Source organism: Haladaptatus sp. SPP-AMP-3 (assembly GCF_049568665.1).
GTDB classification, from domain to species: domain Archaea; phylum Halobacteriota; class Halobacteria; order Halobacteriales; family Haladaptataceae; genus Haladaptatus; species Haladaptatus paucihalophilus.
On sequence record NZ_CP145901.1, the window covers coordinates 382,593 to 409,051 of the forward strand.

Consider the following 26,459-nt stretch of genomic DNA (forward strand, 5'->3'; position numbering starts at 1 on the left):
CGTCCGCGTTCAAAGGTCTCCGTCTCCCGCTGTTTCTTCCCCTTTCGTCCCGTCAGTCCCGGCTTTCGAGGTGGAACTTCTGGACCTTCCCGGTCGTCGTCCGCGGCAACTCCTCCACGAACTCGACCTCGCGGGGATGTTTGTACGCCGCGAGTCGTTTGAGACAGTACTCCCGCACGTCCTCCGTCGTCGCGTCCGCGTCCGGTTCGGGGACGACGAAGGCCTTGACCGTCTCATTCCGGCGTTCGTCGGGGATGCCGACGACGGCGGCGTCCGCGACGGCCGGATGTTCGAAGAGGAGTTCCTCGACTTCGCGCGGATAGACGTTGTACCCCGCCGTGTTGATCATGTGCTTCTTGCGGTCCACGACGAAGAAGAAGCCGTCCTCGTCGGCGTAGGCGATGTCGCCCGTATGGAACCAGCGCTTTCCGTCCGCCTCCGTGAACGCTTCCGCGTTCGCCTCGGGGCGTTCGTAGTACCCCGCCATCACGTTCGGTCCCGCGACGACGAGTTCGCCGGTTATCTCGTCGAGGTCAACGCTTCCCTCCTCGACGGGGCCGCGTTCCACCGGCGGTCGCTCGTCGAACGCGTTGTCGACGATGCGGGCGGACACGCCGTCCAGCGGTCTGCCGATACTGCCCGGTCGCCGCTCCCCGGCGTGGTTGGCGTGCGTGACCGGACTCGTCTCGGTCAGGCCGTAGCCCTCGTGTAGTTCGACGCCGAACCGTTCCTCGAACGTCCGGCGAACCTCTTCGGGCAGGCCGCTTCCGCCGGAGTTGGCGAACCGGATAGATGAGAGGTCGAACTCCGTGTCTTCGGGCAGACTCGCGAGGTCGTTGTACATCGCGGGTACGGCGTGGACCAGCGTTAGCTCCGCTTTCTCGATGAGGGATGCGGCCGCCTCCGCGTCCCACGCCGGTAGCGGGTAGTAGCTTCCGCCGTCGAACAGGGTTGCGTTCATCGTCACCGTCATTCCGTAGATGTGGAACAGCGGAAGGACGCCGAGGTGGCGGTCCGTCGGGCGGATTCCGTCCGGGATGGGGTCCATCGAGGCGTCCGCGTCCCACGCGAGGTTGTGGTGCGTGAGGAGGACGCCCTTCGGCGTCCCCGTCGTCCCCGAGGTATAGGGTTGGACGGCGACGTCGTCGTCCGCTCGGTCGGCGATGGGACGCGTTTCGTCGGCGAGGAATGCCTCGAACCGAACGTCGCCGTCACCCTCGCCGACGGTCACGACGGCTTCCACGTCGGTATCTTCCCGAACCGCATCGACGTGCTGTACGAGGTCCGGGAGGGTGACGACCGCCTTCGCACCGCTGTCCCCGAGGAGGTGGCGGAGTTCGCGGCGCTTGTACTGGGGGTTCATCGGGACGACCACGCCGCCAGTGCGGAGCGTGCCGTGGAACGCGGTGACGAACTGGGGAAGGTTCGGGAGGTAGATGGCGATCCGGTCGCCCGCGCCGATTTCGCGCTCGGCGAGTCCGGCCGCGAACCGCCCCGTTCGCGTCCAGAACGTTTCGTAGGAGGTCTCCTGTCCGTCGTAGACGAGCGCCGGTGCGTCGCCGCGTTCCGCCGCCGCGTCCGCCACGTGGTGAACGAGATTCATGCGTCGTCCGTGCCGTGTGTCCACACCGGCAAAAGTGTTTATTGATGGTGACTGACGGACCAATATTCGTTATCTTTGGAAAGATTATACGGGGAATAGTTATCGATGTCAACTACATCGCTCGCGGCGCACGGCACCCGATGCGTTCCGTGCTATGGTTCCCAGTTGTACAGCGCGTCCGTGAAGATGTCGTGGACGTCTTCTTCCGTCACGGGCCGGGGGTTACAGCGGAGCAACCGCGCTTGCGTGTCCACGGTCTGTTTCGCCAGCCAATCCACGTCGTCCTCCGTAATCCCGGCCAACTCGGCGAGGCCGCTGGGGAGGACGTTCAAGTCCCGCTGGAGTCGGATGTACTCCCCTTTCAGGGCGTCCGCGGCCTCGTTCGTGCTCATCCCCGTCGTGTCGACGCCGAACCGACGGGCGAGCGAGGCGAACCGCTCCGGGTCGCTCGCGGCGTTGTATCCCAACGTGCTCGCGGGGGTGAGCACCGCGATGGTCTCGCCGTGATAGGTGTGATACTTGTTCCCGACGGGGTAGGCCATCGCGTGACAGAGGCTCGCGCCCGCGGTCAGCCCCGCGATAGCGCCGAAGAGGGCACCCTGCAACATGTTCTCGCGCGCTTCGAGGTCGTCCCCGTTGTGAACCGCTTTTCGGACGTTGCCCGACAGCAAGTCGATGGCCTTCTCGGAGAACATCTCGGTGAGCGGGGTCCGTCCGGCGTACACGGGCCGTTCGCGGGGGTCCGTCGGCCGGAGGAGCGAGTCGTACTCGTGGGTGGTGTACCCCTCGATGGCGTGACCGAGGGCGTCCATCGCCGTCTTCGCGGTCAGTTCCGGCGGGAGCGTGGTCGTGAGCGTCGGGTCGAGGACCGCCGCGTCCGCCCGGATGTGGTTGCTGGAGATGCCCTCCTTTATTTCCTGTTCTTCCACCGAGAGGATGGAAACCGGCGATATTTCGGCCCCCGTTCCCGCGGTCGTCGGCATCAGGACGAGCGGCGGCCCCGACTCGTCAAGGGCTTTCCCCTCGCCGGTCGGTTCGGCGATGTAGTCGAGCGGGCCGCCGCCGTTGGCGATGACCGCGCGGGTCGTCTTCGCGGTGTCCATGCAACTGCCGCCGCCGAGACCGACGTAGAAGTCGTAACCCACCTCGCCCTTCTCGTCGCGGACGAACTCCAAGCAGTTCTCAATGGCTTCGATGGACGGCTCGCGCTCCGATTCGTCGTAGACGTCGACGGCGAACCCGGCGTCTTCGAGGTGCGTCTCGACGCGTCCCACGTGGCCGATGTCCGAGAGCGTCTCGTCGGTGACGATGAGGCCGTGTGCGCCCTCCTCGACGCCGAGGTCGCGCAACTGGAACGCCAGTTCCTCCGTCGCGTCCCGCCCGAACCGAATCTGGGGCATCTGGATGTGCCAGACCGTTTCCGGAGAGAGTTCGTGCGACGGCGCGGAGACGGAGCGTTCGTAACTCATCTCAGGGCCACCCTCCCTGAATCTCCTCGAACTGCTCTGGGTCGTGGCCGTACACCACCTCGGCGTCGTGCTTGCGCTCTATCTCCTTCAGTTTCTGGAGGCTGTCGAACCAGTGGCGGTGACTCCAGAGCAGTCCGGCGCCGAGCGGCGTCCCGTTCTCGTAGTTCTCGGTCTGGTAGATTTCGTCGCCCGCGAACGCGACCGTTCCCGCACCGTCGAGGTGGAAAACCGTCCCCGTCAACCCCGGCGTGTGACCCGGGAGACGAACGAACTCGACGTCCTCGAAGTGCGTTTCTCGGTCGCGGTGGAGCACCCGCCAGTTGAGGTCGTGGTCGAAGTCGCCGAGGATGTACGCGCCGCTTCCCTCGTCCGTCTTCGTGCTGTAGTAGGCGAACTTCAACTCCTCCTCGTGGACGAAGACGGGCGTGTCCGTCCCGTCGAAGTGGTGCAGGCCGCCCGCGTGGTCGAGGTGTAGGTGTGTCTGGAACACGTAATCGATGTCGTCGATGTCGTACCCCGCATCCGCGAGGTCGTCCCGAAGGTCGTGTTCCCGAACGTCGTGCGGATAAAACGCCTGTTTCAACCCCTCCGGCCAGTGACCGTCGAGCGCGTCCTCGTGGTTACCAGTGTCCCAGAGAATCGTTCCCTCGGGGTGGTCGATGACGAGGTTGAACACGGGAATCTCCACGTAGTCGGTGTCCGGATTCGGTTCGTCGTGAGACCCGAGCGTGTTGCCTTCGATGAGGTAGTTGAGGTCGCACTCCAGTCCGCCCCGGTGGATCACGTCGATGGTTGCATCAACCATGGTTAATCATTATTGTCTGACGGGATGAGCGTATCTTACTGCCGAAAACATGTCTTTTCACACACGGACGCTCGACCAGATACGAACTCCGCGGCCGACTTCCGACGGTTCGACCGCAATCGCTGTCGTATTAACCGCGGTGACACAACGGGACGGTGACTGATGCTTTCGAACCAACTGTTCTATATCGCAAACGCCGTCGGGTTGGTCGCCTTCGCGCTCGTCGGCGCGAGTAAGGCCATTCGGGAGGGATTCGACCCGTTCGGGGTGACGGTCGTCGGCCTCGTCACCGCGTTCGGCGGCGGAACGACCCGCGACGTGCTCGTCAATCGCGTCCCGCTCTCGCTCCAGACCCTCTCGAACACCGGGTTCGGCGTGGTCGGCGTGACCACCGCGGTCGCGCTGTCCATCCTGCTCGACGAGCCGGACCGACACCCGATTTCGCTGGCCGCAGATGGCGTCGGCCTCGCCGCGTTCACCACCGCCGGTGCCATCGTCGCGTCCGGAGCGGGCGTCTCCCCGTTCGGCGTCGTCGCGGTGGCGACGATAAACGCCGTCGGCGGCGGCGCGATGGCGGACATCCTCCTCGACCGCTCGCCGTTCGTGCTGATGCGGGACTTCTACGCGAGCTGCGCCGTCATCGGCGGTTCCGCCTACTGGTGCCTGCTCGCCCTCGGCGGGGACGCGAACGTCGCGGCCAGCGGGTGCGCGGCCGTCACGCTCGTCACGCGGGTCGCCGCGGTTCGGTTCGGTTGGCGGCTCCCGACCGTTCGAACGAGTCTCGGCTGAGTGTGGAAACCGCACGACGGGTCCCCTCTCGATGAACGGCTTTATATCCGCCACCGACGCGAGTTTTACTAACCGACGCGGGACCGCGTTTTTCAAAACCGAGCGCCGGTCCGCAACGAGATGCTCACGCCGATTCCCGTCCCGCGCGACGTCGAACTCGACACGACGGGGGGCGAAGCGAGGCGGAACTCCGACGCATCGTCCGTGAAGAGATTCGGGACGTGCTCGACGAACGGGAGTAACCGGACGAGTTCGACGCTCCTGCCTTCGACTCCTCACGAATCCCGTCGCTGCCGACCCGTTAGCCGTGCTGGAGCGCCCTCGTCAACCGTCTAAACGCGTCCTCGTCCGCGGCGTTCGAGGGTTGTGCACCGATGACAGCGATTTGGTCCCCGTTGTCGACCGTCTTTGCGACGAAAAACCGCAAGTCGGTCGAGGTTCCGTCCTTCTTCGCCGTGCCATCGAAGGTAACGAGGTCCGTCGTCGTTCCGAGGAGGTTGATGGACTCGGTGCCGTCTTTCCCGCTCACGGTCACGGTCCCGTAGTTGTTCGAGAAGGTGGTGTCGATGACGCCGCCTTCGGTTTCGATGAGTTCCCGTTCGTTCATCTCCCGAAGCGGATCGATGGTCCGCCCGTTCGCTTTGGCTATCGGCACGCTGAGGCCGAAATACAATGCGGGAAGGGATGCATCCGTCCCGTTCCGACGGTATTTGGAAATCTGGCTGTGCACCGAAACCCCCTTGAATCCGTCCGGGAGGTCGAACCCGCTCGTCAGTCCGAACCCCTTCGTCTCGACCAGACTGTACCCCGTTTTCGAGAGCGCCTCGTCGGAAATGGTGACGGGAGTCGCCTCCGCTTCGACGCTCCCACTGGGAAACATATCGAGACAGCCGGAGGCGAGCGCGACTCCGACCGTCCCGGCTAGCTGCAGCACCCGTCTCCGTGACCGGGATGTGGTTCGATTCGACGCGTGCCGTTCTCGGTCGTTCGATGAGGACTCGTTCATCTCTACCCGTACGGATGGTTCACCGCCTTCTGGTTTGGGTGTCTTACTATGCAGACGACCGCCGAACGACGGGTCTATCAGTTTGGACGGGAACGGCGTTCTCTTCGTCTGAACCCCCGTCCCAACATATGAAGTCTTCAGCGTACGCGCGCCCGACTCGGCAACGTGGTTGAACGAATTTATCGGCAACGAGGTCGAACGGATCCATCGTATCGTCGTTCGAACGAAGCCGTCACAACCTCACACGACTCGGCGAGACTGCGAGCGCCCGGTTCGGTGCGTCGTTTTCCACGGAACAGCACCGCGGTCGTGACGCTTTCACCCCGCTTCGTCGCCGCCGTCGTGATTACTAGACGCGGTTCGGTGACGCATCGTGATAGCTAGCGTGTCATGACAGGGGGGTGGACCTCCTCGATTATTTCGACACATGATGAGTGACGCTGACGACGGGGGTCGCTCCCAACGCTCGGTGTTGGACGGCGACTCGTCGACCGACAGATCTCGCCCCGGAACGAACGATGAGGCGGCGAACGGCCGGACGGCCGTGGTTTCGGCCAGCGGCGTTCGACGGACCTACCACCTCGGAAAGCCGGTTCACGCGCTAGACGACGTTTCCGTTTCCCTCCCGGACGGGTCGTTCACCGCGGTCATGGGACCGAGCGGCTCCGGGAAGAGCACCCTGATGAACATGCTCGGCTGTCTCGACACGCCCGACGACGGCACCGTCAGTATCGACGGGCAGGCGGTCGATTCGCTCTCGGACAACGAACGGGCGCGCCTCCGCGGCACGGCAATCGGATTCGTCTTCCAGCAGTTCAACCTGATGCCGAAACTCACGGCGGCGGAAAACGTCACCCTGCCGATGGTGTTTCACGATGCCGTCGAAGAAAGCCGCCGCGAGCGCGCTCGCACGCTCTTGGACCGCGTTGGCCTCGGCGACCGATTGGACCACGCGCCCAACGAACTGTCCGGCGGGCAACGCCAGCGGGTCGCCATCGCACGCGCGCTGGCGAACGAACCCACGCTCGTGCTCGCCGACGAGCCGACGGGCAACCTCGACACCGAAACCGGCGAGGAGATAATGGAGCTGTTCACCGAGCTACACGACGAGGGGCGGACCATCGTGATGATCACTCACGAACGGGAAATCGCCGAATACGCCGACCGAATCATCCACCTCGTCGACGGCGCTATCGACGACATCGAGGTTCTATCGGCCTCCATGGAGCGTTCGAACACCGACGACACCGGAGGGACCGACGAATGAAGCTCGGCGAAAGCCTCCGCATCAGTTGGCGGACGATCACCTCGCACAAACTCCGGTCCACGCTGACGACGCTCGGCGTCATCGTCGGCATCGGGTCCGTCATCACGTTCATGATTCTCGGCGGTGCGTTCTCCGCGAACATCCTCGGTGACGTGGGCGCGATGAACGAACCGGTGATGAAGATATCGACGCAGCGGTCGACGGGCGCTGTCGGTATCCAACAGAGCCACTCTCCCATCTACACCGAATCCGACGTCGAGGCCTTGCGACAGCTCGATAACGTCGAGTACGTCGCCCCGTTGGGCAGCGTTCCGGCCGCCCAACTGTCGCACGGAAACGACAGCATCACCGGCATGTTCGCGGTGCAGGCCACGACCCCCGATCGGTTCGAACACGGCGAACCGAACGAGTTCACGGCGGGCGAGGTGTTCTCCGGGGACGACCAAGCGGTGATGAACACGCGGGCGGCACAGCTGTTCGAGAGGAACGTCTCGGCGGGCGAGACGGTGACCCTCTCGTTCCAGGACGGCTCGAAAAAGACCGTCACCGTGACCGGCATCGTCGATGAGGATATCGGCAGTCACGCCGCGTCTCCCATCGTGTACGTCCCGCTCGGCTCACAATACGCGACCACCGTCCAGACGCCGGGCGGCGAGGAAAAGCGCGCCTACTCCGGCGTCGAAATACGGGCGACCAGCATGGATGACGCCGATTCGGTGAAGCAAGCCGCGGCGAGCTACATGCACGAACGGTCGGACGCTCGGAAGCTCAAGGCCGACGACTTCGATATCGTCGTGCAGACGATTCAAGACGAGGTTGACCGCGTGTCCTCCACTCTCGACCAACTGACGGTCCTCATCGGCGGCATCGCCGCGATTTCGCTCGTCGTCGGGTCCATCGGCATCGCCAACATGATGATAGTCAGCGTCACCGAGCGAACGCGGGAGATCGGCATCATGAAATCCATCGGCGCACGGAAACGGGACATCGTTCAGTTGTTCCTCGTCGAATCCATCATCCTCGGTGCCATCGGCGCGGTCTTCGGTATCCTGGTCGGTATCGGATTCGGCTACCTCGCCGTCACCCTCGCGGAGTGGCCGATGACGTATCCGGTCGATTGGATCACCATCGCCGCCGCGGTCGGGGTCGGCGTCGGTATCGTCTCCGGGTTGTACCCTGCCGTGCGCGCCGCTCGAATCGACCCCATCGAAGCGCTTCGACAGACCTGAGCACCTCGTTCAGTCACCACGGTTCCCACCGACTCCCCGCTGGCGCTCTCGGCTCCCTCCTTCAGCGCTCCTCCTCCCTCGCTGTTAACCTGCTGACGCCCTCCATTCGCTCCCCCGCTGACGCCACTCCACCTCCACTCTCACTTCCGTCCCCCGCCCAACCTACCCACCTCCCGCCGACATTCTTCCGGACTGACTCCCTTCTCGACAGTCCTTCTTCTCGACAGCCCTCCTTTCGACGCCGACCTCTGCATAGCTAGAATCCACCACTAAGTTCGAGGCGGCGTAACGTAGGATAAATGCGACGCGCTCTCTCGGGAACGGGACGCCGGATTCCGCGTATTTTCGAGCTTACAGCCGTCAGAACCGTTAACGACACATGACCGACGACGACTCCGACGACGGACTGCAACCGCTCCCGGTGGACGGGTACCCCGACCCGGTGCTCGAATACAACTTCGAGGACGAACGACCGACGGTGAGAGCGGGTAACGAGGCGTTCCGGTCGACGTTCGACGCGGCCGCGTCGAACGTCTCGCTTCGAACCGTCTTCGACCGATTTCAGTTTTCCGGGACCTCTTCCCCGACCGAATTCGTGACTCGCGTCTCTCGGCACGAGCAGTTCAGTACTCGTCTTCGCGTCCCGGAACGGGCCGACGCCGATGGGGACAACGGGGACGGCGGAAACGACGGAACCGATGGGACGAGCTATCTCGTCCGGGTGGTACCCGCGTCCGACGGGTCCGGCGGACACGTCGTCTTCGCACCCGGTGGCGAAGGTCCGCGGACGCAACCGGGAGACGAGCGGTGGGGGTCGGTGGCGAGCGTCATCACCCACGACCTCCGGAATCCGCTCGATGTCGCCAAGGCCCGTCTCCGCGCGGGTCGGGAAACCGGCGACGACGCGCACTTCGAGCACGTCGAGCGGGCACACGAGCGCATGGAGCGCATCATACGGGACGTTCTGACCGCCTCCCGCGGGACGGATACGATAGCGGTCGACCCCTCCGAAGCCGTCGATTTCGAGGCGCTGGCCGCGGCCGCGTGGGAGACGGTGGAGACGGACGGGGCGACGCTGACCGTGGAAGACTCGCTTCCGACGGCGGTCGCCGACGCGGACCACGTTGGCCGACTGTTCGAGAACCTGTTCCGAAACGCGGTCGAACACGGCGGCGAGACGCCGACCGTCCGCATCGGCGGGCTATCGCGGGACTCGAACGACGGCTTCTACGTCGCCGACGACGGGCCGGGAATACCGCCGCGGGACAGACAGGTCGTGTTCGAACCCGGATACAGTTCCCGCGAACGGGGAACCGGTTTGGGGTTGGCCATCGTCGCTCGCATCGTCGCGGCCCACGAGTGGACGATTCGAATCGATGAGTCGGCGGACGGCGGAGCCAGATTCGATGTCCGCGACGTTCGCCGCGACGATTCGACACCGCGGTCGTAGCGAGCGACACGGTGAAATACCAGGAATCGTATCGATAAACCGACAGGGGCGACTTCGACACCAGACAACGATGGACGAAAAACTCGATCGAGCGCCGATAGGCGTTCTCGGCTGTTCGACGGACGGTACGGTCACCGGCGTGAACGAAGCCGCCCGGCGGCTCCTCGACGTCGGAACGGACGACGTAACCGGTGCCGACGTCGGAACCGTGTTTCCGCGGAGCGTCGAGAACACGCTTTCGACCGTCCTCGATGCGGGACCGCTCACGGAGGACCGCGAGTTCGAGGAGTACTACCCGGACCTCGAACGGTGGCTCGTGGTTTCGCTCGTCCCGGTGGGCGACGAGGTGACGGTCTACCTCCGCGACGTGACCGACCGCCGGAGCCACGAGCGGACCGTCGCGGACGTCCGAGGGCAACTCGACCGGTTGATTCTCCTCAACGGCCTCATCTCCGAGATTCTCACCGATCTCGTCGACGCGTCCACGCGGGACGAGATCGCCGAGACCATCTGCGAGCGCCTCGGCGAGACGGACATCTACGAGTTCGCGTGGGTCGGGGAGCGGAAACTCGGCGCGGACGAAATCGTCGTCCGCGCGTCCTCGGGGGCGACCGGTCGGACGTTCGAGAACCTCGCGGAGAGTCTGTCTGCCCCCGCGATGGGTCCGGAAGAACGCGCCGTCGAGACGGGAACGCTCCAAGTCGTTCGCTCGCTGGCGAGCGACGAGACGGTCCCCGAGGCCGTCCGTCGAGCGGCCTTCGCCGAGGGGTTGCAGTCCATGCTCGCGATTCCGCTCACGTTCGGAACGGAGGTTCACGGCGTCGTCGGCGTCTACTCGTCCGAACGGGAGGCGTTTTCCTCCCGCGAGCGCGCGAGTTTCGAGACGGTCGGCGAAATCGCCGGATTCGCCGTGAACGCGACGCGCAATCGAAACCTCCTCTTATCGGATACCGTCACCGAACTCACGTTCGAGGTGACGGACCCGGCCTCTCCTCTCGTGGCCGCCAGCGCCGACCTCTCGGCTGCACTCTCGCTCGCCGGGATGGTTTCACACGACGACAGGGGACTGCTCTGCTATTTCAGGGTCGATGGCGAGCCGCCAGCGACGGTGGCCGAGACGCTCGATTTCGGCGACGATGCCGTCGTCTCCCGCATCGTCACCGATAGCGCGGAGACCGGTTCCGTCGAGATGGAACTCGGCACCGAAACCCTGCTCGGCGTGCTCTCGACGCTGGGCGTCTCCATCCGGTCCGCCGAGTTCGAGGACGGGTCCGGGCGAATCGTCGTCGAACTCTCCCCGGACGAAAGCGTTCGTCGAATCGCCGATGCCGTGACGCGGCAGTTCGACGCGGACGTCGTTGCCGTGCGGGAACGCGAGCGACCCGTTACGACCGCGAACGAACTCCGCGACGAACTCGGCGACAGGTTGACCGACCAACAGGAGGCCGTGCTCAGGACGGCCTTTTTCGCCGACTACTTCGAATCGCCGCGGGGAAGCACCGCCGAGGAGGTCGCAAGCACCCTCGGTATCACCGGTTCGACTCTCCTCTATCACCTTCGGGCGGCACAGCGGAAGCTGTTGGATTCGTTTTTCGACGACTCGGTTTCGGTGGTTCGAAAGTAGGAGACGAAACGGGAACACACCAGCTCTCGATTCGGCGACGGTTCGGTGTGGGAGTACCAGTGGACTTAGCGTCCCTCGCGGTCGATGGCGTCGAACGCCTCGAACAGTTCGCGCGGGTCGTCGAGTAACCGATGGATTCGGTGGGCCAACTGCGCCGCTTTGCGCTCGATGTCGAGATACCGTTGATGGTCTTGGCGCTTTCCTTCGGGTATCTCCGCCTCGATAACCGCCCGTTTGGACTCGACGCTGAAGTACTCGCCGAGCGTTTCGTATCCCAGAATCGTACACTGCTGTGTGACGGCCGTTCGGATGTCCTCGCGGTCCACGGGTTTACAGAGGTAGTCGTCGAACGGCATATCCAGCACGTCGAAGCCGGGGTCGATGGCTGTCACCATGATGACGCGGCCGTCGAACCCCCGCTCGGTGAGTTCGGAAAGCACCTCGTCCCCGGACATGCCGGGCATGTGGCGGTCGAGGAGCACGACGTCGACCGTCGAGTCCTCCACCGTTGCGAGAGCGGCCTCCCCGTCGTAGACGGTCTCGACCGAACAGAGTCCTTGGAGTCGGAGCGCGTACGCGTCCGCGACTTCCTTTTGGTCGTCCACGATGAGTGCCTTCGCCAGTGTTTCGTCGTCCGTATCGCTATCCATCTGAATCGAGCCTTACCCGTCGTATCTCGTCGCCATCATATAATCACCAACTATTCTCGACGGGAAAATGCCACGTTCACGCGCGACGTCGGTGCCGTCTCGCGGTGCTGACCCGTACGGTATCTGTACTCCTAGAGGGGACGTTTTCAGTGCTGGACGCTAGCTACCTCATATGGATTGTCGAACGGACCGGTCGATCTCGAAACGGCGGTCGTGTCAGATGCGGTGCCCGACCCGTCTGCTGCCGATTTTCGGGACGACCGCGGCGTCTTTCCCGTCCCTCCGTTCCGATGTCGCTATCGTCGACCGTTCCGGGCCGCGTCGGTTTCCTCTTGGTTTAATACCGTTCACAAATAAGACCTATCCGTCAGTGTCCGCCCGTTATATGCGCTCCATCCGTTCGACCCCCGACCGTGACACCATGTCTCTCCCCCGCGAAGTGTATCGCACCGTCAGCAGGAACCCAGCGCCGCACGCGGTGATGTGCTAGTCGAATGATTGACGTCGAGTTGGGGCTGCGCGTCGCGATAAATCTCGTCTCGGTCCTCGTGACGGGATACTTCCTCGTGACCATGTGGCGAGTTCGGTCGGAACCGACCTCCCTGCCCTTGCTCGGCGTTGCGGTCGTCGTGTTTTTCGGCGCCGTCGTCCACCCGCTCGTGACTACGTTCCTCACGAAATTCTGGTTCCTTAGCATGTACTCCGTCATCGTCTTCGGCGGTGGGTTCTGGTTCCTCTTCGCCCTCCGGTATACCGGCCGCGGCGGACGCGTTACTCCGTTAGCAGTTGCGCTCGTCGCTGGGCTGTCCGTCACTATGCTCGGCATCGATATCGCCGGTGCGACGTCGCTTTTCCAGCGGTTCGTTCTGGTCAACGTTCTCCTCAACTCCGTCATCCTCGTGCTGGCGTCGTTGGTCGTCATCGGCCTCATCGTCGTCGTCACGGTCTCCTACGAGGAAAACGAGTTCCTGATTCGCGGGTCGATGCTACTCTCGGGCGGTGCCGCGGTCCTCGTCCTCGTTCCGGTGGTCGCGTCGAAGTTTCCGAACCCTATCGTCGTTCCGTCCATGTTCATCGTCGCGAGCGGACTGCTGAGCGTGGCCGTGAGCCGCTATCGTCCGTTCGAGACGCTTCCCGTCGTCCGCGTCGCCGGGCGGGACCGAATCATCGAAGAGCTATCGGATGCGGTCGTGGTCGTCGACCGCGACGGTCGAGTTCGGGACCTCAATCCGAGCGCCGAGACGGTGTTCGACATCGACCGGAGCGCGGTCCTCGGACGGTCGCTCGGCGATGTCTTCCCGGTTCCGTTCGACCCGGTGAGCGCCGCCGCCGCCCAAGAACCGACCCACGTCCGAACGGACGACGACACGATTCTGTCGGTCACCGTGCGGAGCGTCACGGACGACCGTGACCGCCTGTTTGGCCACCTCCTGGTGTGTCAGGACGTCACCGACCGCCGAAATCGTGAGGATCGATTGGCGGTCCTCAACCACCTGCTGACCGGCGCGATGCGTGAGCAGATGGGAGCCGTCGCGGACGATGTGACCGCGCTGCTCGATTCCGAGACGGCCGAGGCGACGGACCCGGAAGGCGTCGGCGACGGCATCTACACGACGACGACGGACCTGCTGACGCTCGTCGAGCGCACCCGCGAGGTCGAGCGCGCGCTGGCCAACGGAGACGGGACCGGCGCCGACGAGCGAACCGATGCGGTTCCGATAGTCCGGGACGTGGTGAACGCCGATTCGGCTGCCATCGACGTCGTGCCGACGCTCCCTGACGGTCCGGTCCCGGTTGCAATCGGCGGGTCGCTCCTCCGGACCACGGTCGAAACGCTGCTGGACGATGCCGTCCGTCACGCCGTCGAAACCGTCGCCGTCGCCGTCGAAGAGATGGACGAGATGGTGACGATACGAATCGTCGATGACGGTCCATCCGACTCGGACCCCGCCGAGGACGAAGGACAGTTCTCAGACGGCATCTCGATGCGGATCGCCCGACTCGCGGTCGAACACGCGAACGGATCCGTCTCCGTTTCACCAGACGAAACCGGCGGTCGACGTATCCGCGTCCGACTTCCCGGAATCGGTTCGGCGTCGCGTGCTTCGGGACGGACGGATTCGTCCGGTCGGGATGGTTCCCCCGGTCGAGGCGCTCCATCTCCCGTCGATGGAGGTGTCGAACCGTGACCGACGCGTCGGTTCTCGTCTCCAGCGTCGGTGCGATAGGGTTGTTCGCCGTTGCAACCGCCATGGCCGTTCGTCATCGGAAACTCCCCGGTGCGGATGCGTTCGTCTTCCTGTTGCTCGCGCTGGTTTCGATGACGGGGTTCGTCGTTCTCGGGCGAACGGGGGTCCTTTCGACGGAACTCGCTCTCGGCGGCCTCATCATCTGCTGGATGGTCGCGTCGGTGATATGGGCCGTCTTCGCGTTCGAGTACACCGGTCGCGGTCCGACGATGACCGGTCGCCGGGTCGCCGGGTTGCTGTTGCTACCCGCGTTCGTCTGGGTGAACGCGGTGATTCGACGTTCGCTCTCCGGCCCGTTCAAATCCGCCTCGTTCGCCTTCGGGAGCGTCGTGTTGCTAGCGACCATCTCGGCCGGCGGCTTCGGCGTGTTTCTCGTCCTCCAGTCGGCCATCTCGTACGACGACCTGCCGTCCGACAGGGCGCTCGTCCTGACCGTTTTCGGGGCGACCATTACCCTCCTCGCCCTTCCGGCGAGCCTCGAAACGGCACGGTTCGAGGTGATAACGGACGTGGTTCTGCTGGGTGCGGTCGCCATCAGCGCGACGGCCGTTCTCGTCCAGCGCAACTACCAACTGTTCGAAAGCGGCCCGAGCACGGGTCATCTCGCTCGGAAAACCGTTCTCGACCAACTGTCGGCGTCCGTCTGCGTCGTCGGCCGAGAGGGTCGCCTCCTGGACGCGAATCGGGAGGCAACGCGCACCTTCGACATCGAAACGAAGAACGCCATCGGCCAGTCGGTAGACGAGGTTCTCGGCGTCGCGCTCGACGTCCCGACGGGCGAAGTCATCTCTCTCGAAACCGTCGACGGTCGCCGCGAGTTCGAGGTCAGTCGCTCGTCCCTGACGGAGCGACACGGAACGCACATCGGCCACGTCTACCTCTTCCGAGACGTGACGGAACAACGGACGCACGAACAGCGCCTCGAAGTCCTCAATCGCGTCCTCAGACACAACCTCCGGAACGAACTCGACGCCGTTCGAGCGTTCGCGGAAACGCTCGGTGACGACGGCCCCATGGAGACGCCGACCGTCGCCGCGCGGATTCGGAACGTCTCGCAGGAACTGGCCCACCTCGGAACGACCGTCGAACGGGCGGAGCGATTGCTCGCGCGCGAGGCCCTCGACCGCGAACCGGTGCACGTCGATGCGTTGGTTCGGTCGGTCGCTTCCGACGTCGCTCGAACGTACCCGGACGGAGAACTCACGATTTCGACACCGGGAGACGGCATCGACGCGCGCACCGACCGGGAGATTCTCGAAGCGACGTTCGCGGAAGTCGTCGATAACGCGCTCAAACACACCGGGACGGCGGACCCCAGAGTCACGATTTTCGTCCGGCGAGCGGACGAGTCCGTCGTCGTCGAAGTGCGGGACAACGGTCCCGCGATTCCGGACCACGAGCGCGCGGTTCTGCTGGACGGCGAAGAGACGCCACTCCAGCACGGAAGCGGATTGGGCCTGTGGTTGGTGTACTGGGGGGTCTCTCGCTTGGGTGCGGATATCGCCATCGGCGAAAACGACCCGTCGGGGAGCGTCGTGACCATCCGCATTCCAACCTGACGGTGCCCGTCCCGTTTCTCGGCACCTGGCCGATATCGGTGATTCGAAGCTCGACACCTGAATCGGCCGCTTTCAGGATTGTGAGACGCAATCTCTGTTAAAAATAATCATAACAATTAAAGTATCTGAAGAAGTAAAATTCAAATAGAAAACTATGGTCACTGACACGAGCTCGGGCGGGACCCCGGCGATTCGGGTCGACGGATTACGGAAGTCGTTCGGCGACGGCGACGACGCTGTCACAGCCGTCGACGGCGTTTCCTTCGAAATCGAAACGGGAACCGTCGTCGGGATGCTCGGGCCGAACGGGGCCGGAAAGACGACGACGATAAAGTCCATCCTCGGACTGGTAATCCCGGATTCCGGGACCGTCGAAATCGCCGGTATCGACGTCCACGAGCAACCACGGAGAGCGTATCGGAACGTCGGTGCGATTTTGGAAGGCGCTCGAAACGTGTACTGGCGGCTCACCGTCCAGGAAAACCTCTCGTTTTTCGCGGGACTGGGCGGCGACGACCCGAGCGACCTTCGGGAGCGACACGAGTCCCTCTTGGCACAGTTCGGTCTCTCGGAGTACGCCGATACGCCGGTAAACGACCTCTCTCGCGGCATGAAACAGAAAGTCTCGCTCGCGTCGACGCTGGCACGCGACGTCGACGTGGTGTTCATGGACGAACCGACGTTGGGACTCGACATCGAATCCTCCCTCGAACTCCGCTCGGAACTCGACCGTCTCGCCGACCGAGAGGACGTCACCATCGTCCTCTGCAGTCACGACATGGACGTCATCGAGACCGTCTGCGACAGCGTTCTGATACTCAACGACGGCTCCGTCGTCGAACACGATACCGTCGATTCCCTGCTCGAACTGTTCCGAACCCGCGAGTATCAGGTCACGCTCGAATCGCCGGTCGCCGACGACGTTCTCCGTCGATTCGAACGGGCGGTCGGAGCCGACTGCTCCGACGACGGCGACCGCGTTACCGTCACGTTCACCGCGACCGACGGCGACGAGATATACGACGTGATGGACACCATTCGGGACGCGGGAGCGGAGTTACGGGACGTCGAGTCCGTGGACCCGAACTTGGAGGAGGTGTTCCTCCGACTCACCGAGACCGGCGACGGACCGACCGACGGTTCGGAGATGGACGAATCGTCCGTCCCGACGGGTACTCGGCCGGTTCCCGGCGATTCGGACGGTCCGCCTACCGCGGCCACGACGGAGGTGAGCGCCGATGGCGACCGTTGATACCGGAACGGAGACGCGGGACGACGCCTCGCTGCTCGCGCTCGTGAAGGTCATGGTGTTCAAACACCTCATCCTCCTCGTCCGCTATCCCGTCAACACCGTTGCTCGACTGCTCACGCTGATAATCCTCTTCGCGGTGGTCTTCTTCGGCGGGCAGGCGGTTTCCGGTGCCGCCCTGACGGACTCGTGGGACGGAATCATCGTCGGATTCTTCCTGTTCACCCTGTCGATCATCGCCTACTCGGGACTGGCGTGGAACGTGACGCGCGAAGCCCAGTGGGGGACGCTGGAGCGGTTGTTCATGTCCCCGCACGGGCTTGGAACGGTGATGGCCGTCAAGACGGTCGTCAACGTCTGCATGAGCGTCCTCTGGGCGGGTGTTCTGCTGGTGTTTATGATGCTCACGACGGGGCGCTGGCTGACCATCGACCCGCTGACGGTCGTCCCGTTGGTGCTGTTGACCCTCATGTCCGTCATCGGAATCGGGTTCCTGTTCGCGGGACTCGCCCTCGTGTACAAACGCATCGAAAACGTGTTCCAAATCGTCCAGTTCGGTTTCATCGGCCTCATCGCCGCACCGACCGGCGACATCGAGTGGCTGAAGCTCCTGCCGGTGGCACACGGCAGTTATCTCACGCGGATGGCGATGCAAAACGGCATTCGACTCTGGGAGGTTCCCACCTCCGAACTCGCGCTGTTCGTCGCAACCAGCGTCTTCTACCTCGTGATCGGCTACTACTGCTTCTACCGAGCAGGTATTACAGCGCGCACGAGAGGCGTGATGGGACACTACTGACGGCTTCCCGTTTCGGACGACTGTACGGACGGCGGATGGCGGTTCCTGTTACTGCGGGCGCTTCGGTATGCGGTGCTGGGGGACGGGAACGGTGATACATAAAATTCGTTCGAATTGAGGGGAGTTCCCTCCTCAGTACCGACGGCTTAGATGCCCGTGATGAGGCAGGTGATGATGCACATTTTCGCCGGACCGAGCGCGTCATCGTCGAGGTCGGCCGTCATCTCGACGTCGAACTGGGAGTCGTACGCGTTCTTGTTGAGCTGTGCCGTCACCGTGTTGTCAATTGCAACTGACATGCATTGTTCACTTTAAATTGTACAGTATTAAATATTAGTATTATATTCAATTTTGTATTTCTGTATTATATTCTTATATTGTGGTGTGGAAAATAATCCTGTCGTGACTCAGTTGGATATGGCGCGTCGCGTAAAATAGCGTGATGTGTCGATCTGTTCGAGCACTCGCCGTCGCTTAGATGCTGACCGTAACTGCACAGCTGACGGTGCACGTGAGAAGACACAGCTTCGCCGGGCCGAGGTCTTCTTCGTCCTCGTATTCAGGAACCAGCGCATCCATCTCGAATTCTGAATCGTAGACGTCTTTGTTAAGCTGTGCTGCCACCGGATTGTCAATCACGATTGACATACAATACGTATATCATGATATATATTAAAATTTACTACCGGACTGAAATTGTACCTACGTTATATAGTACTATACTAATATTCTCGATTTAAGGATGATATTTAATGGTGTGTCCGACTAACTCCTCTTTTATTTTGTATTATTGTCATCATCCCTCGTCTGTGTAGTTCTTTTGAGAATCCTTTGTGGGGGAGTAGCACCATCGCTCGACTAAAAATAGGGACCGTCGTTTGATGCGGCGGCGTTAGCCGGTGATCGTGCACGTGAACACGCCACACGTAATCAGACACCACGAATCGTCAGCTTTTGCGACGAACTCGTCGTCATCGATATCTGGCGTTTCTATCGGCACGTCGAATTCCGCATCGTATTTTTTCTTGTCGAACTGAATCGAACTCTTATTTTCTATCACAACTGACATGCAATACAATCATATTAGTGCAATCATATTAAACTTATTGCTCTAGTTAAATTATTAAAACAGTGGTTCTACCCGACGAGTGACTTCTTCGGTGGCGTATCTTGTACCGATTCGAACGGTACACAGCTGATTTCCGCGACTGTGGTGTCGCGAGCTCACTCCAGCAACAGGACGCTGGGGAGCGAGTCGGGGTCCCGGAGCCGAAGGAGCGTGTAAATCGCTCCCGAAATCCCGTCGAAGAACGTCGGATTGACGAACGCCTCCGAGTGGCCGGGGAGCGACAGTACGCCGTCGCGGTCCCGACGAGTGAGACAGCGACCCAGCAACGTTTCCGCCGCATCGAGGTCGCCGTCGGCGCGCGTCGCGCCGACGAGCATCGTCTCGACGCGGCCGAGGTTTCCACAACAAACGTTGTCGAGATGGGAGGGCCGCTCCGTCGCCGTCGCGGACAGCGCATCGTTCACCGTTGAAAGCAACGACTCGTCGTTTAGCTGTTCGCTGATACCGATGCGAGCGAGGGCGATTCCGGCCCGCCCGTGACACCACCTGTCCCGATAGTTCTCGACCGCCGACGAACTCGCCCAGTTGTCCTGGTCGGGCGCGTACAAACTCGATTCGAAATCGAGCGCCTCCCGCGCGGCCTCGGCGTATCGCGCGTCGTCCGTCGCGGCGGCGAGCCGAGCCAACGCGTACGCGATTCCGCTCGACCCGTGCGAGAAGCCGGTTATCGGCGTCTCCCTGTCGCCCGTGTTCCACACCCGACACCCGTTGACCGTGACGCGCGCTTCGAGCAGTCGTTCGCCACACTCGATTGCGCAGTCGAGGACGCTCGACTCGCCGTACCGCTCGTAGTAGGCGAGCAGTCCGAGTAACGTCCCGGCGGTCCCCTCCATGACGTCGAACACGTCGTCGCGTGCGAGTTTGTCCTCGGTCACTTTCTGCGACGCCGCCAACGCACCCGCTCGGTAGGCGTCGTCGTCCAGCAGCTCGGCGATGACCGACAGGGTGTACACGACGGACCCGACCCCCTTCGTTCCGCCCAGCGACGCGGAAAAGTTTCCGCTGGAGAGGTCTTCGAGCAGTTGGTCGAGCGTTTCCGAAACCATCCGTCGGTACCGCTGTTCGCCGGTCGCGTCGTAGAGCGCCGCCGCAGAGAGCGCGATACCACCTCGTCCCCAGAACAACGAATAACTCGCCGGAGCCAGATTGACCATCGTATTGGTCGGACACACCGAAATCCATCCGTGACCGTCCGGTGTGTCGATGGCCGCGTCCATCACGTCGTCGAACAGTTCCGACGCGTCGCGTCGCAGTCGGTCTTCGGTTACCTCCGCCGGTTCGGGCGTCGATTCGTCCGCTTCCGCGGTATCGTATATCTGTCTGAGCAACCAGACCTGTTCCGCCAAATCGCCCTCATCCATCGCGTCGAGACGCTGTTTCGCGTGGTTGTATCCCGACTCGTCCGCCACTACGTCCAGCGGTTCCCCGTGGTGAAACAGCCGTCGTCGGTCGGGCCGGGACGTGAACCGCGGAATATCTTGCTGCCGAAGGTCGCGCCGCTCGGCTTCGTACAACTCCCAGTGTCGGTCCGTTTTGATCCGGCCGTCGAAGAACGGAACCGCGAGGTCTTCGAACTCGACCGTGAACCGTGCACCGTCCCGGAGCGGGTTTCGCGCGGTGGTCGAGCGCCGAATCGACCGGTACTGCATGGTCGCCCGGTACACGAGACGGTTTTCGATGCCGTCGATGAGGTCGTCCGTTGCGATGGTCGACAGGAATTTTCCGTCCACGTGGAGCCGACGAATCGTTTCGTGAGTCTCCTCGAACCCACGAACGAGCGCGTCGATGTAGTCGTCCGGCGACTGGTCTTCCCCGTCTATGCTCGGCGTGTTCGTGCTCAATCCGACCGTCATCTCCTCTTCTTTGACCGACATCACGTCGGTGTTGACGCCCTCGACGGACGGGAGCGACCGATTCGCGAGTTGCGTCTGGCCGCTTTTCCTCCCGAAACCGGCCACCGACGCCGCCAACCCTTCCTTGTCCGGTTCGCGCGGGTCTCCGGCGGACCACGGAAGAAGCGCGGTCAGCAGGACCGAGCCGTCCATCACGTCGAATATCTCCTCCGGGACCTGTTTCGCGTCCGCGTCCATGTGCGGGTGGAAGAGCGTTTCCCCGTCGACTATCATCGGGTTCTCTCCGTCGACGATGAGGTTCTCCAACTGGCAGTCGGTGAAGTTGAGCGCGTACGCGACACACAACATCGCACCCGCACGCTCGTAGTACCGAGTGGCGGCGGTTTCGTCGGGTACGTCCCGATACTCGACGTACTCCATCCATCCGTATCCCTCGCGGGGGACGTACGTCGGCGTCTCGAAGGACGGAAGCGAGAGATACTCGTCGAGCCGTTCCAGAATCGTGTAAAACGCGACGCCCCCATCGACTGGTCGCGGCTTGTAAATCACGTCACCCGTCTCGAACGAGACGCGGACCGGAATACGACCCCCGCCGTGAACGTCGTCGGCGAGCGGGGAGAGTGCCGTGATATCTCCCCCGATCCCGAACCGTTCGCGGAGGGTCGCCTCGTCTCGTTCCAACCGTTCACAAACCTCGGTAACCGCGTCGATCCAGTTTTCGACGAACACGACGACCTGCCGTCCGAGCACCGGATACTCCACAAAGAGATTTTTGAAGCCGTGTTCGAACATTGCGTCGATGAACTGGTCGTAGTACGTCGTGTCCGGGTTCGCAACGTCGCCGGGGTCGGCTTTCGCCAACTCCGGGTCGTGATACTCGACGAAGCTCTTGAATTCGACGTACAGAGGCCGAACACACGTTTTCGAGAGCTGTGAGACGAACCCCTCGACCATCGGCGACACCGCGTCGGCGGTGACGGTATCCGTCGGTAGTCGCTCCCGGGCGTACTCCGCGATGCTGGCCAACAGCTCCACGAACGGCGTCTCCTCGGGAACCGTAACGTCGATTTCACGTCGGTCGCCGGTCGGCGTCGCTTCGACGTGTCGAATCATCTCTTCGACCGTGTGTATCCAGTCGGGAAGGGGATGGTCGGCGGGCCAGCGCGTTGCGGCGATCTGTTCGCGGACGGTTTCCTCCGTTAGTCCGTCGCGCTCGAGACGCTCGTAAAACGCCTCTTCGTTTGGGAACTTGTCCTTCCACTCGTGGAGAATCCGTTCCGGCTCTATCGGCGGTTCCGCTCCCGGCCCGTTCGCGGGCCCTTCAACTCGTTCGTGGACGGTTCGTGCCCGTCCAGCAATCTCGCGCCGTTCCTGTTCCGTGAATGTCGTGTCCATCGTATCCTCGAAAACGTCCGTAGTGTGGTTTGTTGTCGAATCCGTTGGCGTGTCTCGTCGTTTCAATTCGTGTCGTCCGTGACGGATTCGAACCGCGTCGTGTGGGTGGTACAATCTAGCCCGTAGACGGCACGCCGACCGCCGAACCGATGACGCCGGCCGACCACCGTCGAACCGACGCCGCTCCAATTTTCATACGTCTCGAAGGACATATCACAAATTTCAACCGACATATATCGATGCGAATCGTATGCGTTTATTAAAATTTCTTGTTCGGACATGCTTGGCGTACTTCATCTCAAACTACTATTTTTACGTGACTGACCAAAACGATCCGCACCCTCGACCCTTGTCGCATTCGACTGGAGCGTTCGGGCAACAGATGCAAGGGCATCTGTGATTTCGTTATTTCATCCGGTGAGGCCGCAGCTGAGGCCGCACGAGAACCAGCACATCTCGGCCGGTCCGAGAAGGTCGTCCTCGTCGAATTCGGTTTCCGACGTTGCGGCGTCGAATTCCGCGTCGTAGCTTTCTTTATCGATCTGTGCCGCCGTGCTGTTGATTGCAACGGACATGCAATTAACACATTAATACATAATATATTAAAACTTTCCCTATTGAGAATATAACACTGATTTTTTGATTTAGTCAGAGAAACTATTGTGGTTTGTCCCGTCAATCTACAAATTGTAAATCATGTTTGTGTGAACTGTATTATATTCCGTCTAATATTATGCGATTATAATTCGGGCGTGTGAGGAAATGTCTACGAACATCGGCATACTGTACGTACCACTGATATTATCTCGTTCATATATTCTCATAGGCTTTCATTTTAAATTTTGTAAATTCCTAATTTTGGTTTGAATGATACTCTCGTTATTCTCCGTCAGTATCCGTACTGAATTCATTCACTTCGGAAATCAACTCTCGGATAGATGTCGCCCGTCTCGGCGGAATCTTTTTTTTTTTGACGGTGTTTACGACGCTCCGCTCGCATCTCGATGTCGGTATTCACGCTGTGGTCAATGGACAGCCCAGCTGAAAAATTTATATATCAAACATTCTTTTGGAATAGCATCATGGTTTCGAAATCAAAAATCCGAGATGCGGTCGGCAAATCGGAAATCGAAAGCTGGGAGAAACACCCGTTCACGATGCATCCCGTTCGCTCGGACGACGACTCGGTGCGCGCGTGTTGGGTGTACGAACACGACGTAAACCTCCGTTTGGAGAGAACCGAGGCGTTGGCGGCGGATGTCGAACAGGAGTGGACGTCGGAACTCCCCGCGCCGAGCCGTAGCTACGAGTATTATCTCTTCTACGGAACGTCTCCCGTCGAATCGCACGTCATCGTTTCCGTCGATGAACGGAATGCGGCTATCCCGTTGCCCGAACGTGACGAGGACGGTACCCGGTACATTACGCCCTATCAAGCCACCCTCGGTCGCGTCGTCACCGGCGACTATCAGGACTTCGAGATATATCTCGACTGGACGGACATCGAAATCCGCTGAATACCGTTCCGCTCGCTCTCATCCGCTCTTCGATTCGTTCGTCTTCGACGCCCGAGGGCGCCTCCCGCTCTCCCGGTATCGTTATATAGGACGTTCCATCGTCCGGGTCCGATGGCAACAAGTGAGGTATTGGGAGTTCGCGTGTAACGTTCGTTGTCGATGGGTGCTAGCGGCGGGAGGAAGGTATCAGACGGGTCGCAGTGACGAAACGCCCGTTGACGGACGAACCAGTACCGACACACCGACCGCTCCGCATTCGTACGGGCACAGACCACGATTATGGAAGATACGAAACGAACGTCGATGAAACTCCTCGCCGTTCTCGGGGCGGGGTCACTGCTTAGCGCCCCCGCCACCGCCCAGTCCAGTTCTGGCGATGGGGACGAACTACGCGCATCGAGAACGAACGAATCAAACTACAGACCCGGCGAAATCCGACTTCAGAGTAGAGACGTTGGTCGTCCGGTGAACTATCTCATCCGCGTCTCCGATAGCATCTATTCGACCCGGAGACATTCGCCGAATAGCCAGTACCATCAGGTCGAATGGCAACTCGGGGGAAGCGAACCGACGTGGGACCAATACCGATTCAGCGGCCGTATCGAACGGTTCTGGACCTCCTCCGGGAACGTCGATATCGTTATTCGACAACGCATCTGACCGTCTCCCATCCCAGTGCCATAGTTTTATATAGTGTTGTTCATCGACTGGACAAAATCACGACCAGTGGTGTAACAGCGGCGTCGGAACGAGTATCTAGTGTCATGAGTCGCATCCTGAAAACGTCCGGCTTCCTTGGACTGGCGACGATGATGGTCGTCGGCGTCTACCAGTTCACACTGTTGGAGAGTTCGGGAGCCGTTCCACCGTGGTTGATCGGCGGTCACGCCCATCTGGGCGTGCTGTCGATACTCGCAATCGTGCTGGGATTCACCGTCGATGCGTTCGAACTCGTCGGTACCCTCAGAACCGCCGTCGTCGGCCTCTTCGTCGTCGGGCAGTGGCTGCTTCCGCTCACCATCTGGATAGGGCAAGGTTTCCGGTTGTTCGTCTTGATGCCGACGACGTTCTTGTGGGCGCTTTGTCTCATCACGACCATGCTCATCATGGCGTGGAAGGCCGCAACGGTGTCGCCCGCGACCGGTGACCCCCCATCGACAGCCGTGCCGGGAGACGATTGATCGGTGCTGCCCACCGCTGTCGGTCGTACGGGTTTCTTGCCGTAGCACGGATCAGCACCTGCACGAGGCCTCGGTTATCGACGAGGCGGATGTCACCTTTTCTACTCCGTGTTTCCACTGACGAGTAAAAACGACCGTCGTGGTCAACAGAAGCTATTTGACCTGTTTCGTCGGACACCTAGTGTGGGGATGAGTAATGATACCAATGCACACTGGGGGTGCGGTGATAGAACTCATGGGGAAGCGAATCGAAATCCTGAACGCGGTACGGAACGGACCCGTGGATAAGCGATCGCTCGTCGAGGAACTCGATAGCTCGCGGTCGACTGTCGACCGCGGCGTCAGGGAGTTAGAAGTGAACGACCTTCTCGCCTTCACGTCGAACGGCTACGAATTAACCACGTACGGCAGGTTTGCCGTTCGGGAGTACCGTCGTCTCGAACGATACGTCACGACGCTCGAACGATTGAAACCCTTCCTCGACTGGCTTAACCCGGACCGATTCGACCTCGACCTTTACGCACTCGCCGATGCCGAGTTGGTCCTCGCCACTCGGACCAATCCGTACGCCACCGTGAATCGTCATATCGATGCCATCAAAGCCGCCGACACCGCCCGCTTCTTGCTTCCCGTGGTCGGCAAACACGCGCTGGAAACGTCGTGGCAACGCATCCGAGACGACGACGTAGCATACGAACTCATCGTCGGCGATGGTTGTGCCCGAACCCTCCAATCCAGTTCACAGTACGCCGAGTTGTTCGATAAGACGCGGAAATCCGACTGCCTCGACGTTCGCGTCACCGACCGAGACGTTCCGTTTTATCTCGGTTTGTTCGACACCGTGGTCCAGATCGGCGTCGAGGACGACGACGGCATGCCGCGCGCCCTCGTTGAAAGCAGTTCGACCGACGTCCGCGACTGGGCCGAGCGGACGTACGAGACGTTTCGAGCCACGTCCGACGTGCTCCGTTGACCTACCCAACTCTTGCGAGCGCGGTGTCGAATCGGTCGCTCGGCCGAGTTAGTTCTCACCGAGCAAGAGCCACAGTCTACGGTTATATTCTTCTCGCGCCAATATATACCTATGAACGCACGTGCCATTCTTTTCGGAATTGCGAGCGCCGTCACGACCGTCCTGCTCGCCGGTGCCGCGACTATCGAACTACTGAGTGCCCTGTACGGCGAAAACCCCGGCGTCGGCATGCTCGGCCTCGTCGTCGGTCTCGCCGTCGGCGCGTCGGTCGGTGCTGGCGTTGCGGTTACGGCGGGGCGATTCTCCGGAATCTCCCTGTCGGCGCTCGTCGCGTACGCGACCTTCGGCGTCGCGTTCCTCGCCATCGCCGGACTCCGATACGTCAACGCCCCCGGCGCGGACGCGCTGTTCACGTTCCCGGTCCACCTCGCGGTGAGCCTGCTCCTTGCGCTCGCGTTCGCGGTCCTTACCACACGTGGTCTCGTTCGCGGTGTGCGACCGAGCGTCTGAACGACGGTCGTCGGCGGCGTCGGGCGTTTCCGTGGCGCGTCTCTTGGTTCCCGTCGCGTCTCGGTGACGTATGCTCCCTCCGTGCAATACCCATCTTCACATACCGGTCGTTCGGAGAGCGTTCGTTCGAGTTTTCGTCCATCGGTCGCTTCT

The 26,459-nt window shown here is 61.7% G+C and carries 22 protein-coding genes; 13 read left to right on the top strand and 9 right to left on the bottom strand.

Annotated features, from left to right (window positions below; translation table 11 throughout):
• Positions 1–52: 52 nt before the first annotated feature.
• From V5735_RS21985 to V5735_RS21995, 3 genes are all read right to left on the bottom strand, one after another.
• Complete coding sequence (locus tag V5735_RS21985) at positions 53–1,603, bottom strand: long-chain-fatty-acid--CoA ligase (protein WP_423746789.1); 1,551 nt, start codon at positions 1,601–1,603, stop codon at positions 53–55.
• A 152-nt stretch (positions 1,604–1,755) separates the two neighbouring features.
• Positions 1,756–3,072 carry a hydroxyacid-oxoacid transhydrogenase gene (locus V5735_RS21990; RefSeq protein ID WP_423746790.1) on the bottom strand — a complete coding sequence of 439 codons (1,317 nt, stop codon included), beginning with the start codon at positions 3,070–3,072 and terminating at the stop codon, positions 1,756–1,758.
• 1 nt (position 3,073) lies between these two features.
• A complete protein-coding gene (locus tag V5735_RS21995) occupies positions 3,074–3,877 on the bottom strand; it encodes an N-acyl homoserine lactonase family protein (protein ID WP_423746791.1) in 804 nt (267 codons plus the stop codon).
• 162 nt (positions 3,878–4,039) lie between these two features.
• Here V5735_RS21995 and V5735_RS22000 point away from each other — a divergent pair, with 162 nt between their 5' ends.
• Entirely contained in the window at positions 4,040–4,666 is a 627-nt protein-coding gene (locus V5735_RS22000) for a trimeric intracellular cation channel family protein (protein ID WP_423746792.1), read from the top strand.
• Positions 4,667–4,967: 301 nt separating this feature from the next.
• On the opposite strand, the gene V5735_RS22005 is transcribed toward V5735_RS22000, so the two are convergent.
• Entirely contained in the window at positions 4,968–5,672 is a 705-nt protein-coding gene (locus V5735_RS22005) for a DUF6517 family protein (RefSeq protein WP_423746793.1), read from the bottom strand.
• Between the two features lie 427 nt (positions 5,673–6,099).
• Here V5735_RS22005 and V5735_RS22010 point away from each other — a divergent pair, with 427 nt between their 5' ends.
• From V5735_RS22010 to V5735_RS22025, 4 genes are all read left to right on the top strand, one after another.
• On the top strand, positions 6,100–6,939 hold the full coding sequence (locus V5735_RS22010; RefSeq protein ID WP_423746794.1) for an ABC transporter ATP-binding protein: 840 nt from the start codon (positions 6,100–6,102) through the stop codon (positions 6,937–6,939).
• Positions 6,936–8,168 (top strand): ABC transporter permease, encoded by a 1,233-nt coding sequence (locus V5735_RS22015; protein WP_423746795.1) that lies wholly within the window; start codon positions 6,936–6,938, stop codon positions 8,166–8,168. Before V5735_RS22010 ends, V5735_RS22015 begins: the two co-directional genes overlap by 4 nt.
• Positions 8,169–8,547: 379 nt before the next feature.
• On the top strand, positions 8,548–9,618 hold the full coding sequence (locus tag V5735_RS22020; protein ID WP_423746796.1) for a sensor histidine kinase: 1,071 nt from the start codon (positions 8,548–8,550) through the stop codon (positions 9,616–9,618).
• A complete protein-coding gene (locus V5735_RS22025; protein ID WP_423746797.1) occupies positions 9,545–11,242 on the top strand; it encodes a bacterio-opsin activator domain-containing protein in 1,698 nt (565 codons plus the stop codon). The genes V5735_RS22020 and V5735_RS22025 overlap by 74 nt, the downstream gene beginning before the upstream one ends.
• A gap of 65 nt (positions 11,243–11,307) precedes the next feature.
• Here V5735_RS22025 and V5735_RS22030 read toward each other — a convergent pair whose 3' ends face one another.
• Positions 11,308–11,892 (bottom strand): response regulator, encoded by a 585-nt coding sequence (locus tag V5735_RS22030; RefSeq protein ID WP_423746798.1) that lies wholly within the window; start codon positions 11,890–11,892, stop codon positions 11,308–11,310.
• A gap of 494 nt (positions 11,893–12,386) precedes the next feature.
• Between V5735_RS22030 and V5735_RS22035 the strand changes: the two genes are divergently transcribed.
• From V5735_RS22035 to V5735_RS22050, 4 genes are all read left to right on the top strand, one after another.
• Positions 12,387–14,081, top strand: a complete 1,695-nt coding sequence (locus tag V5735_RS22035) for a PAS domain-containing protein (protein ID WP_423746799.1) — start codon at positions 12,387–12,389, stop codon at positions 14,079–14,081.
• Positions 14,078–15,700: an ATP-binding protein gene (locus tag V5735_RS22040; protein WP_423746800.1), complete on the top strand. Its 1,623-nt coding sequence runs from the start codon at positions 14,078–14,080 to the stop codon at positions 15,698–15,700. The genes V5735_RS22035 and V5735_RS22040 overlap by 4 nt, the downstream gene beginning before the upstream one ends.
• A 154-nt stretch (positions 15,701–15,854) precedes the next feature.
• Complete coding sequence (locus tag V5735_RS22045) at positions 15,855–16,952, top strand: ABC transporter ATP-binding protein (protein WP_423746801.1); 1,098 nt, start codon at positions 15,855–15,857, stop codon at positions 16,950–16,952.
• A complete protein-coding gene (locus V5735_RS22050) occupies positions 16,939–17,748 on the top strand; it encodes an ABC transporter permease (RefSeq protein ID WP_423746802.1) in 810 nt (269 codons plus the stop codon). Before V5735_RS22045 ends, V5735_RS22050 begins: the two co-directional genes overlap by 14 nt.
• 146 nt (positions 17,749–17,894) lie before the next feature.
• Here the strand turns inward: V5735_RS22050 and V5735_RS22055 are convergent, their stop codons facing one another.
• The 4 genes from V5735_RS22055 to V5735_RS22070 all read right to left on the bottom strand — a co-directional run bounded on the left by V5735_RS22055 (position 17,895) and on the right by V5735_RS22070 (position 22,700).
• Positions 17,895–18,047 (bottom strand): hypothetical protein, encoded by a 153-nt coding sequence (locus V5735_RS22055; RefSeq protein WP_423746803.1) that lies wholly within the window; start codon positions 18,045–18,047, stop codon positions 17,895–17,897.
• A 175-nt stretch (positions 18,048–18,222) separates the two neighbouring features.
• Positions 18,223–18,396, bottom strand: coding sequence for a hypothetical protein (locus V5735_RS22060; RefSeq protein ID WP_423746804.1), 174 nt, complete (start codon positions 18,394–18,396; stop codon positions 18,223–18,225).
• A gap of 576 nt (positions 18,397–18,972) precedes the next feature.
• A complete protein-coding gene (locus V5735_RS22065) occupies positions 18,973–22,125 on the bottom strand; it encodes a type 2 lanthipeptide synthetase LanM family protein (RefSeq protein WP_423746805.1) in 3,153 nt (1,050 codons plus the stop codon).
• Positions 22,126–22,535: 410 nt separating this feature from the next.
• Complete coding sequence (locus V5735_RS22070) at positions 22,536–22,700, bottom strand: hypothetical protein (protein WP_007983024.1); 165 nt, start codon at positions 22,698–22,700, stop codon at positions 22,536–22,538.
• A 507-nt stretch (positions 22,701–23,207) separates the two neighbouring features.
• Between V5735_RS22070 and V5735_RS22075 the strand changes: the two genes are divergently transcribed.
• The 4 genes from V5735_RS22075 (at position 23,208) to V5735_RS22090 (ending at position 26,306) form a co-directional block, all read left to right on the top strand.
• Positions 23,208–23,642, top strand: a complete 435-nt coding sequence (locus tag V5735_RS22075; RefSeq protein ID WP_423746806.1) for a hypothetical protein — start codon at positions 23,208–23,210, stop codon at positions 23,640–23,642.
• A 764-nt stretch (positions 23,643–24,406) separates the two neighbouring features.
• Positions 24,407–24,823, top strand: a complete 417-nt coding sequence (locus V5735_RS22080; RefSeq protein ID WP_423746807.1) for a hypothetical protein — start codon at positions 24,407–24,409, stop codon at positions 24,821–24,823.
• A 205-nt stretch (positions 24,824–25,028) separates the two neighbouring features.
• Positions 25,029–25,796, top strand: coding sequence for a helix-turn-helix transcriptional regulator (locus V5735_RS22085; RefSeq protein ID WP_423746808.1), 768 nt, complete (start codon positions 25,029–25,031; stop codon positions 25,794–25,796).
• Between the two features lie 111 nt (positions 25,797–25,907).
• Positions 25,908–26,306, top strand: a complete 399-nt coding sequence (locus V5735_RS22090) for a permease (protein WP_423746809.1) — start codon at positions 25,908–25,910, stop codon at positions 26,304–26,306.
• Positions 26,307–26,459: the final 153 nt, after the last annotated feature.

Bases quoted from the DNA above. Each gene is read 5' to 3' on its own strand.
- V5735_RS22055 (WP_423746803.1), bottom strand. From the start codon at position 18,047: ATGTCAGTTGCAATTGACAACACGGTGACGGCACAGCTCAACAAGAAC.
- V5735_RS22030 (WP_423746798.1), bottom strand. From the start codon at position 11,892: ATGGATAGCGATACGGACGACGAAACACTGGCGAAGGCACTCATCGTG.
- V5735_RS22000 (WP_423746792.1), top strand. From the start codon at position 4,040: ATGCTTTCGAACCAACTGTTCTATATCGCAAACGCCGTCGGGTTGGTC.
- V5735_RS21990 (WP_423746790.1), bottom strand. From the start codon at position 3,072: ATGAGTTACGAACGCTCCGTCTCCGCGCCGTCGCACGAACTCTCTCCG.
- V5735_RS22035 (WP_423746799.1), top strand. From the start codon at position 12,387: ATGATTGACGTCGAGTTGGGGCTGCGCGTCGCGATAAATCTCGTCTCG.
- V5735_RS22080 (WP_423746807.1), top strand. From the start codon at position 24,407: ATGAGTCGCATCCTGAAAACGTCCGGCTTCCTTGGACTGGCGACGATG.
- V5735_RS22005 (WP_423746793.1), bottom strand. From the start codon at position 5,672: ATGAACGAGTCCTCATCGAACGACCGAGAACGGCACGCGTCGAATCGA.
- V5735_RS22010 (WP_423746794.1), top strand. From the start codon at position 6,100: ATGATGAGTGACGCTGACGACGGGGGTCGCTCCCAACGCTCGGTGTTG.
- V5735_RS22025 (WP_423746797.1), top strand. From the start codon at position 9,545: ATGAGTCGGCGGACGGCGGAGCCAGATTCGATGTCCGCGACGTTCGCC.
- V5735_RS22075 (WP_423746806.1), top strand. From the start codon at position 23,208: ATGGTTTCGAAATCAAAAATCCGAGATGCGGTCGGCAAATCGGAAATC.
- V5735_RS22085 (WP_423746808.1), top strand. From the start codon at position 25,029: ATGCACACTGGGGGTGCGGTGATAGAACTCATGGGGAAGCGAATCGAA.
- V5735_RS22065 (WP_423746805.1), bottom strand. From the start codon at position 22,125: ATGGACACGACATTCACGGAACAGGAACGGCGCGAGATTGCTGGACGG.
- V5735_RS22020 (WP_423746796.1), top strand. From the start codon at position 8,548: ATGACCGACGACGACTCCGACGACGGACTGCAACCGCTCCCGGTGGAC.
- V5735_RS22060 (WP_423746804.1), bottom strand. From the start codon at position 18,396: ATGTCAATCGTGATTGACAATCCGGTGGCAGCACAGCTTAACAAAGAC.
- V5735_RS21995 (WP_423746791.1), bottom strand. From the start codon at position 3,877: ATGGTTGATGCAACCATCGACGTGATCCACCGGGGCGGACTGGAGTGC.
- V5735_RS22015 (WP_423746795.1), top strand. From the start codon at position 6,936: ATGAAGCTCGGCGAAAGCCTCCGCATCAGTTGGCGGACGATCACCTCG.
- V5735_RS22090 (WP_423746809.1), top strand. From the start codon at position 25,908: ATGAACGCACGTGCCATTCTTTTCGGAATTGCGAGCGCCGTCACGACC.
- V5735_RS22045 (WP_423746801.1), top strand. From the start codon at position 15,855: ATGGTCACTGACACGAGCTCGGGCGGGACCCCGGCGATTCGGGTCGAC.
- V5735_RS21985 (WP_423746789.1), bottom strand. From the start codon at position 1,603: ATGAATCTCGTTCACCACGTGGCGGACGCGGCGGCGGAACGCGGCGAC.
- V5735_RS22050 (WP_423746802.1), top strand. From the start codon at position 16,939: ATGGCGACCGTTGATACCGGAACGGAGACGCGGGACGACGCCTCGCTG.
- V5735_RS22070 (WP_007983024.1), bottom strand. From the start codon at position 22,700: ATGTCCGTTGCAATCAACAGCACGGCGGCACAGATCGATAAAGAAAGC.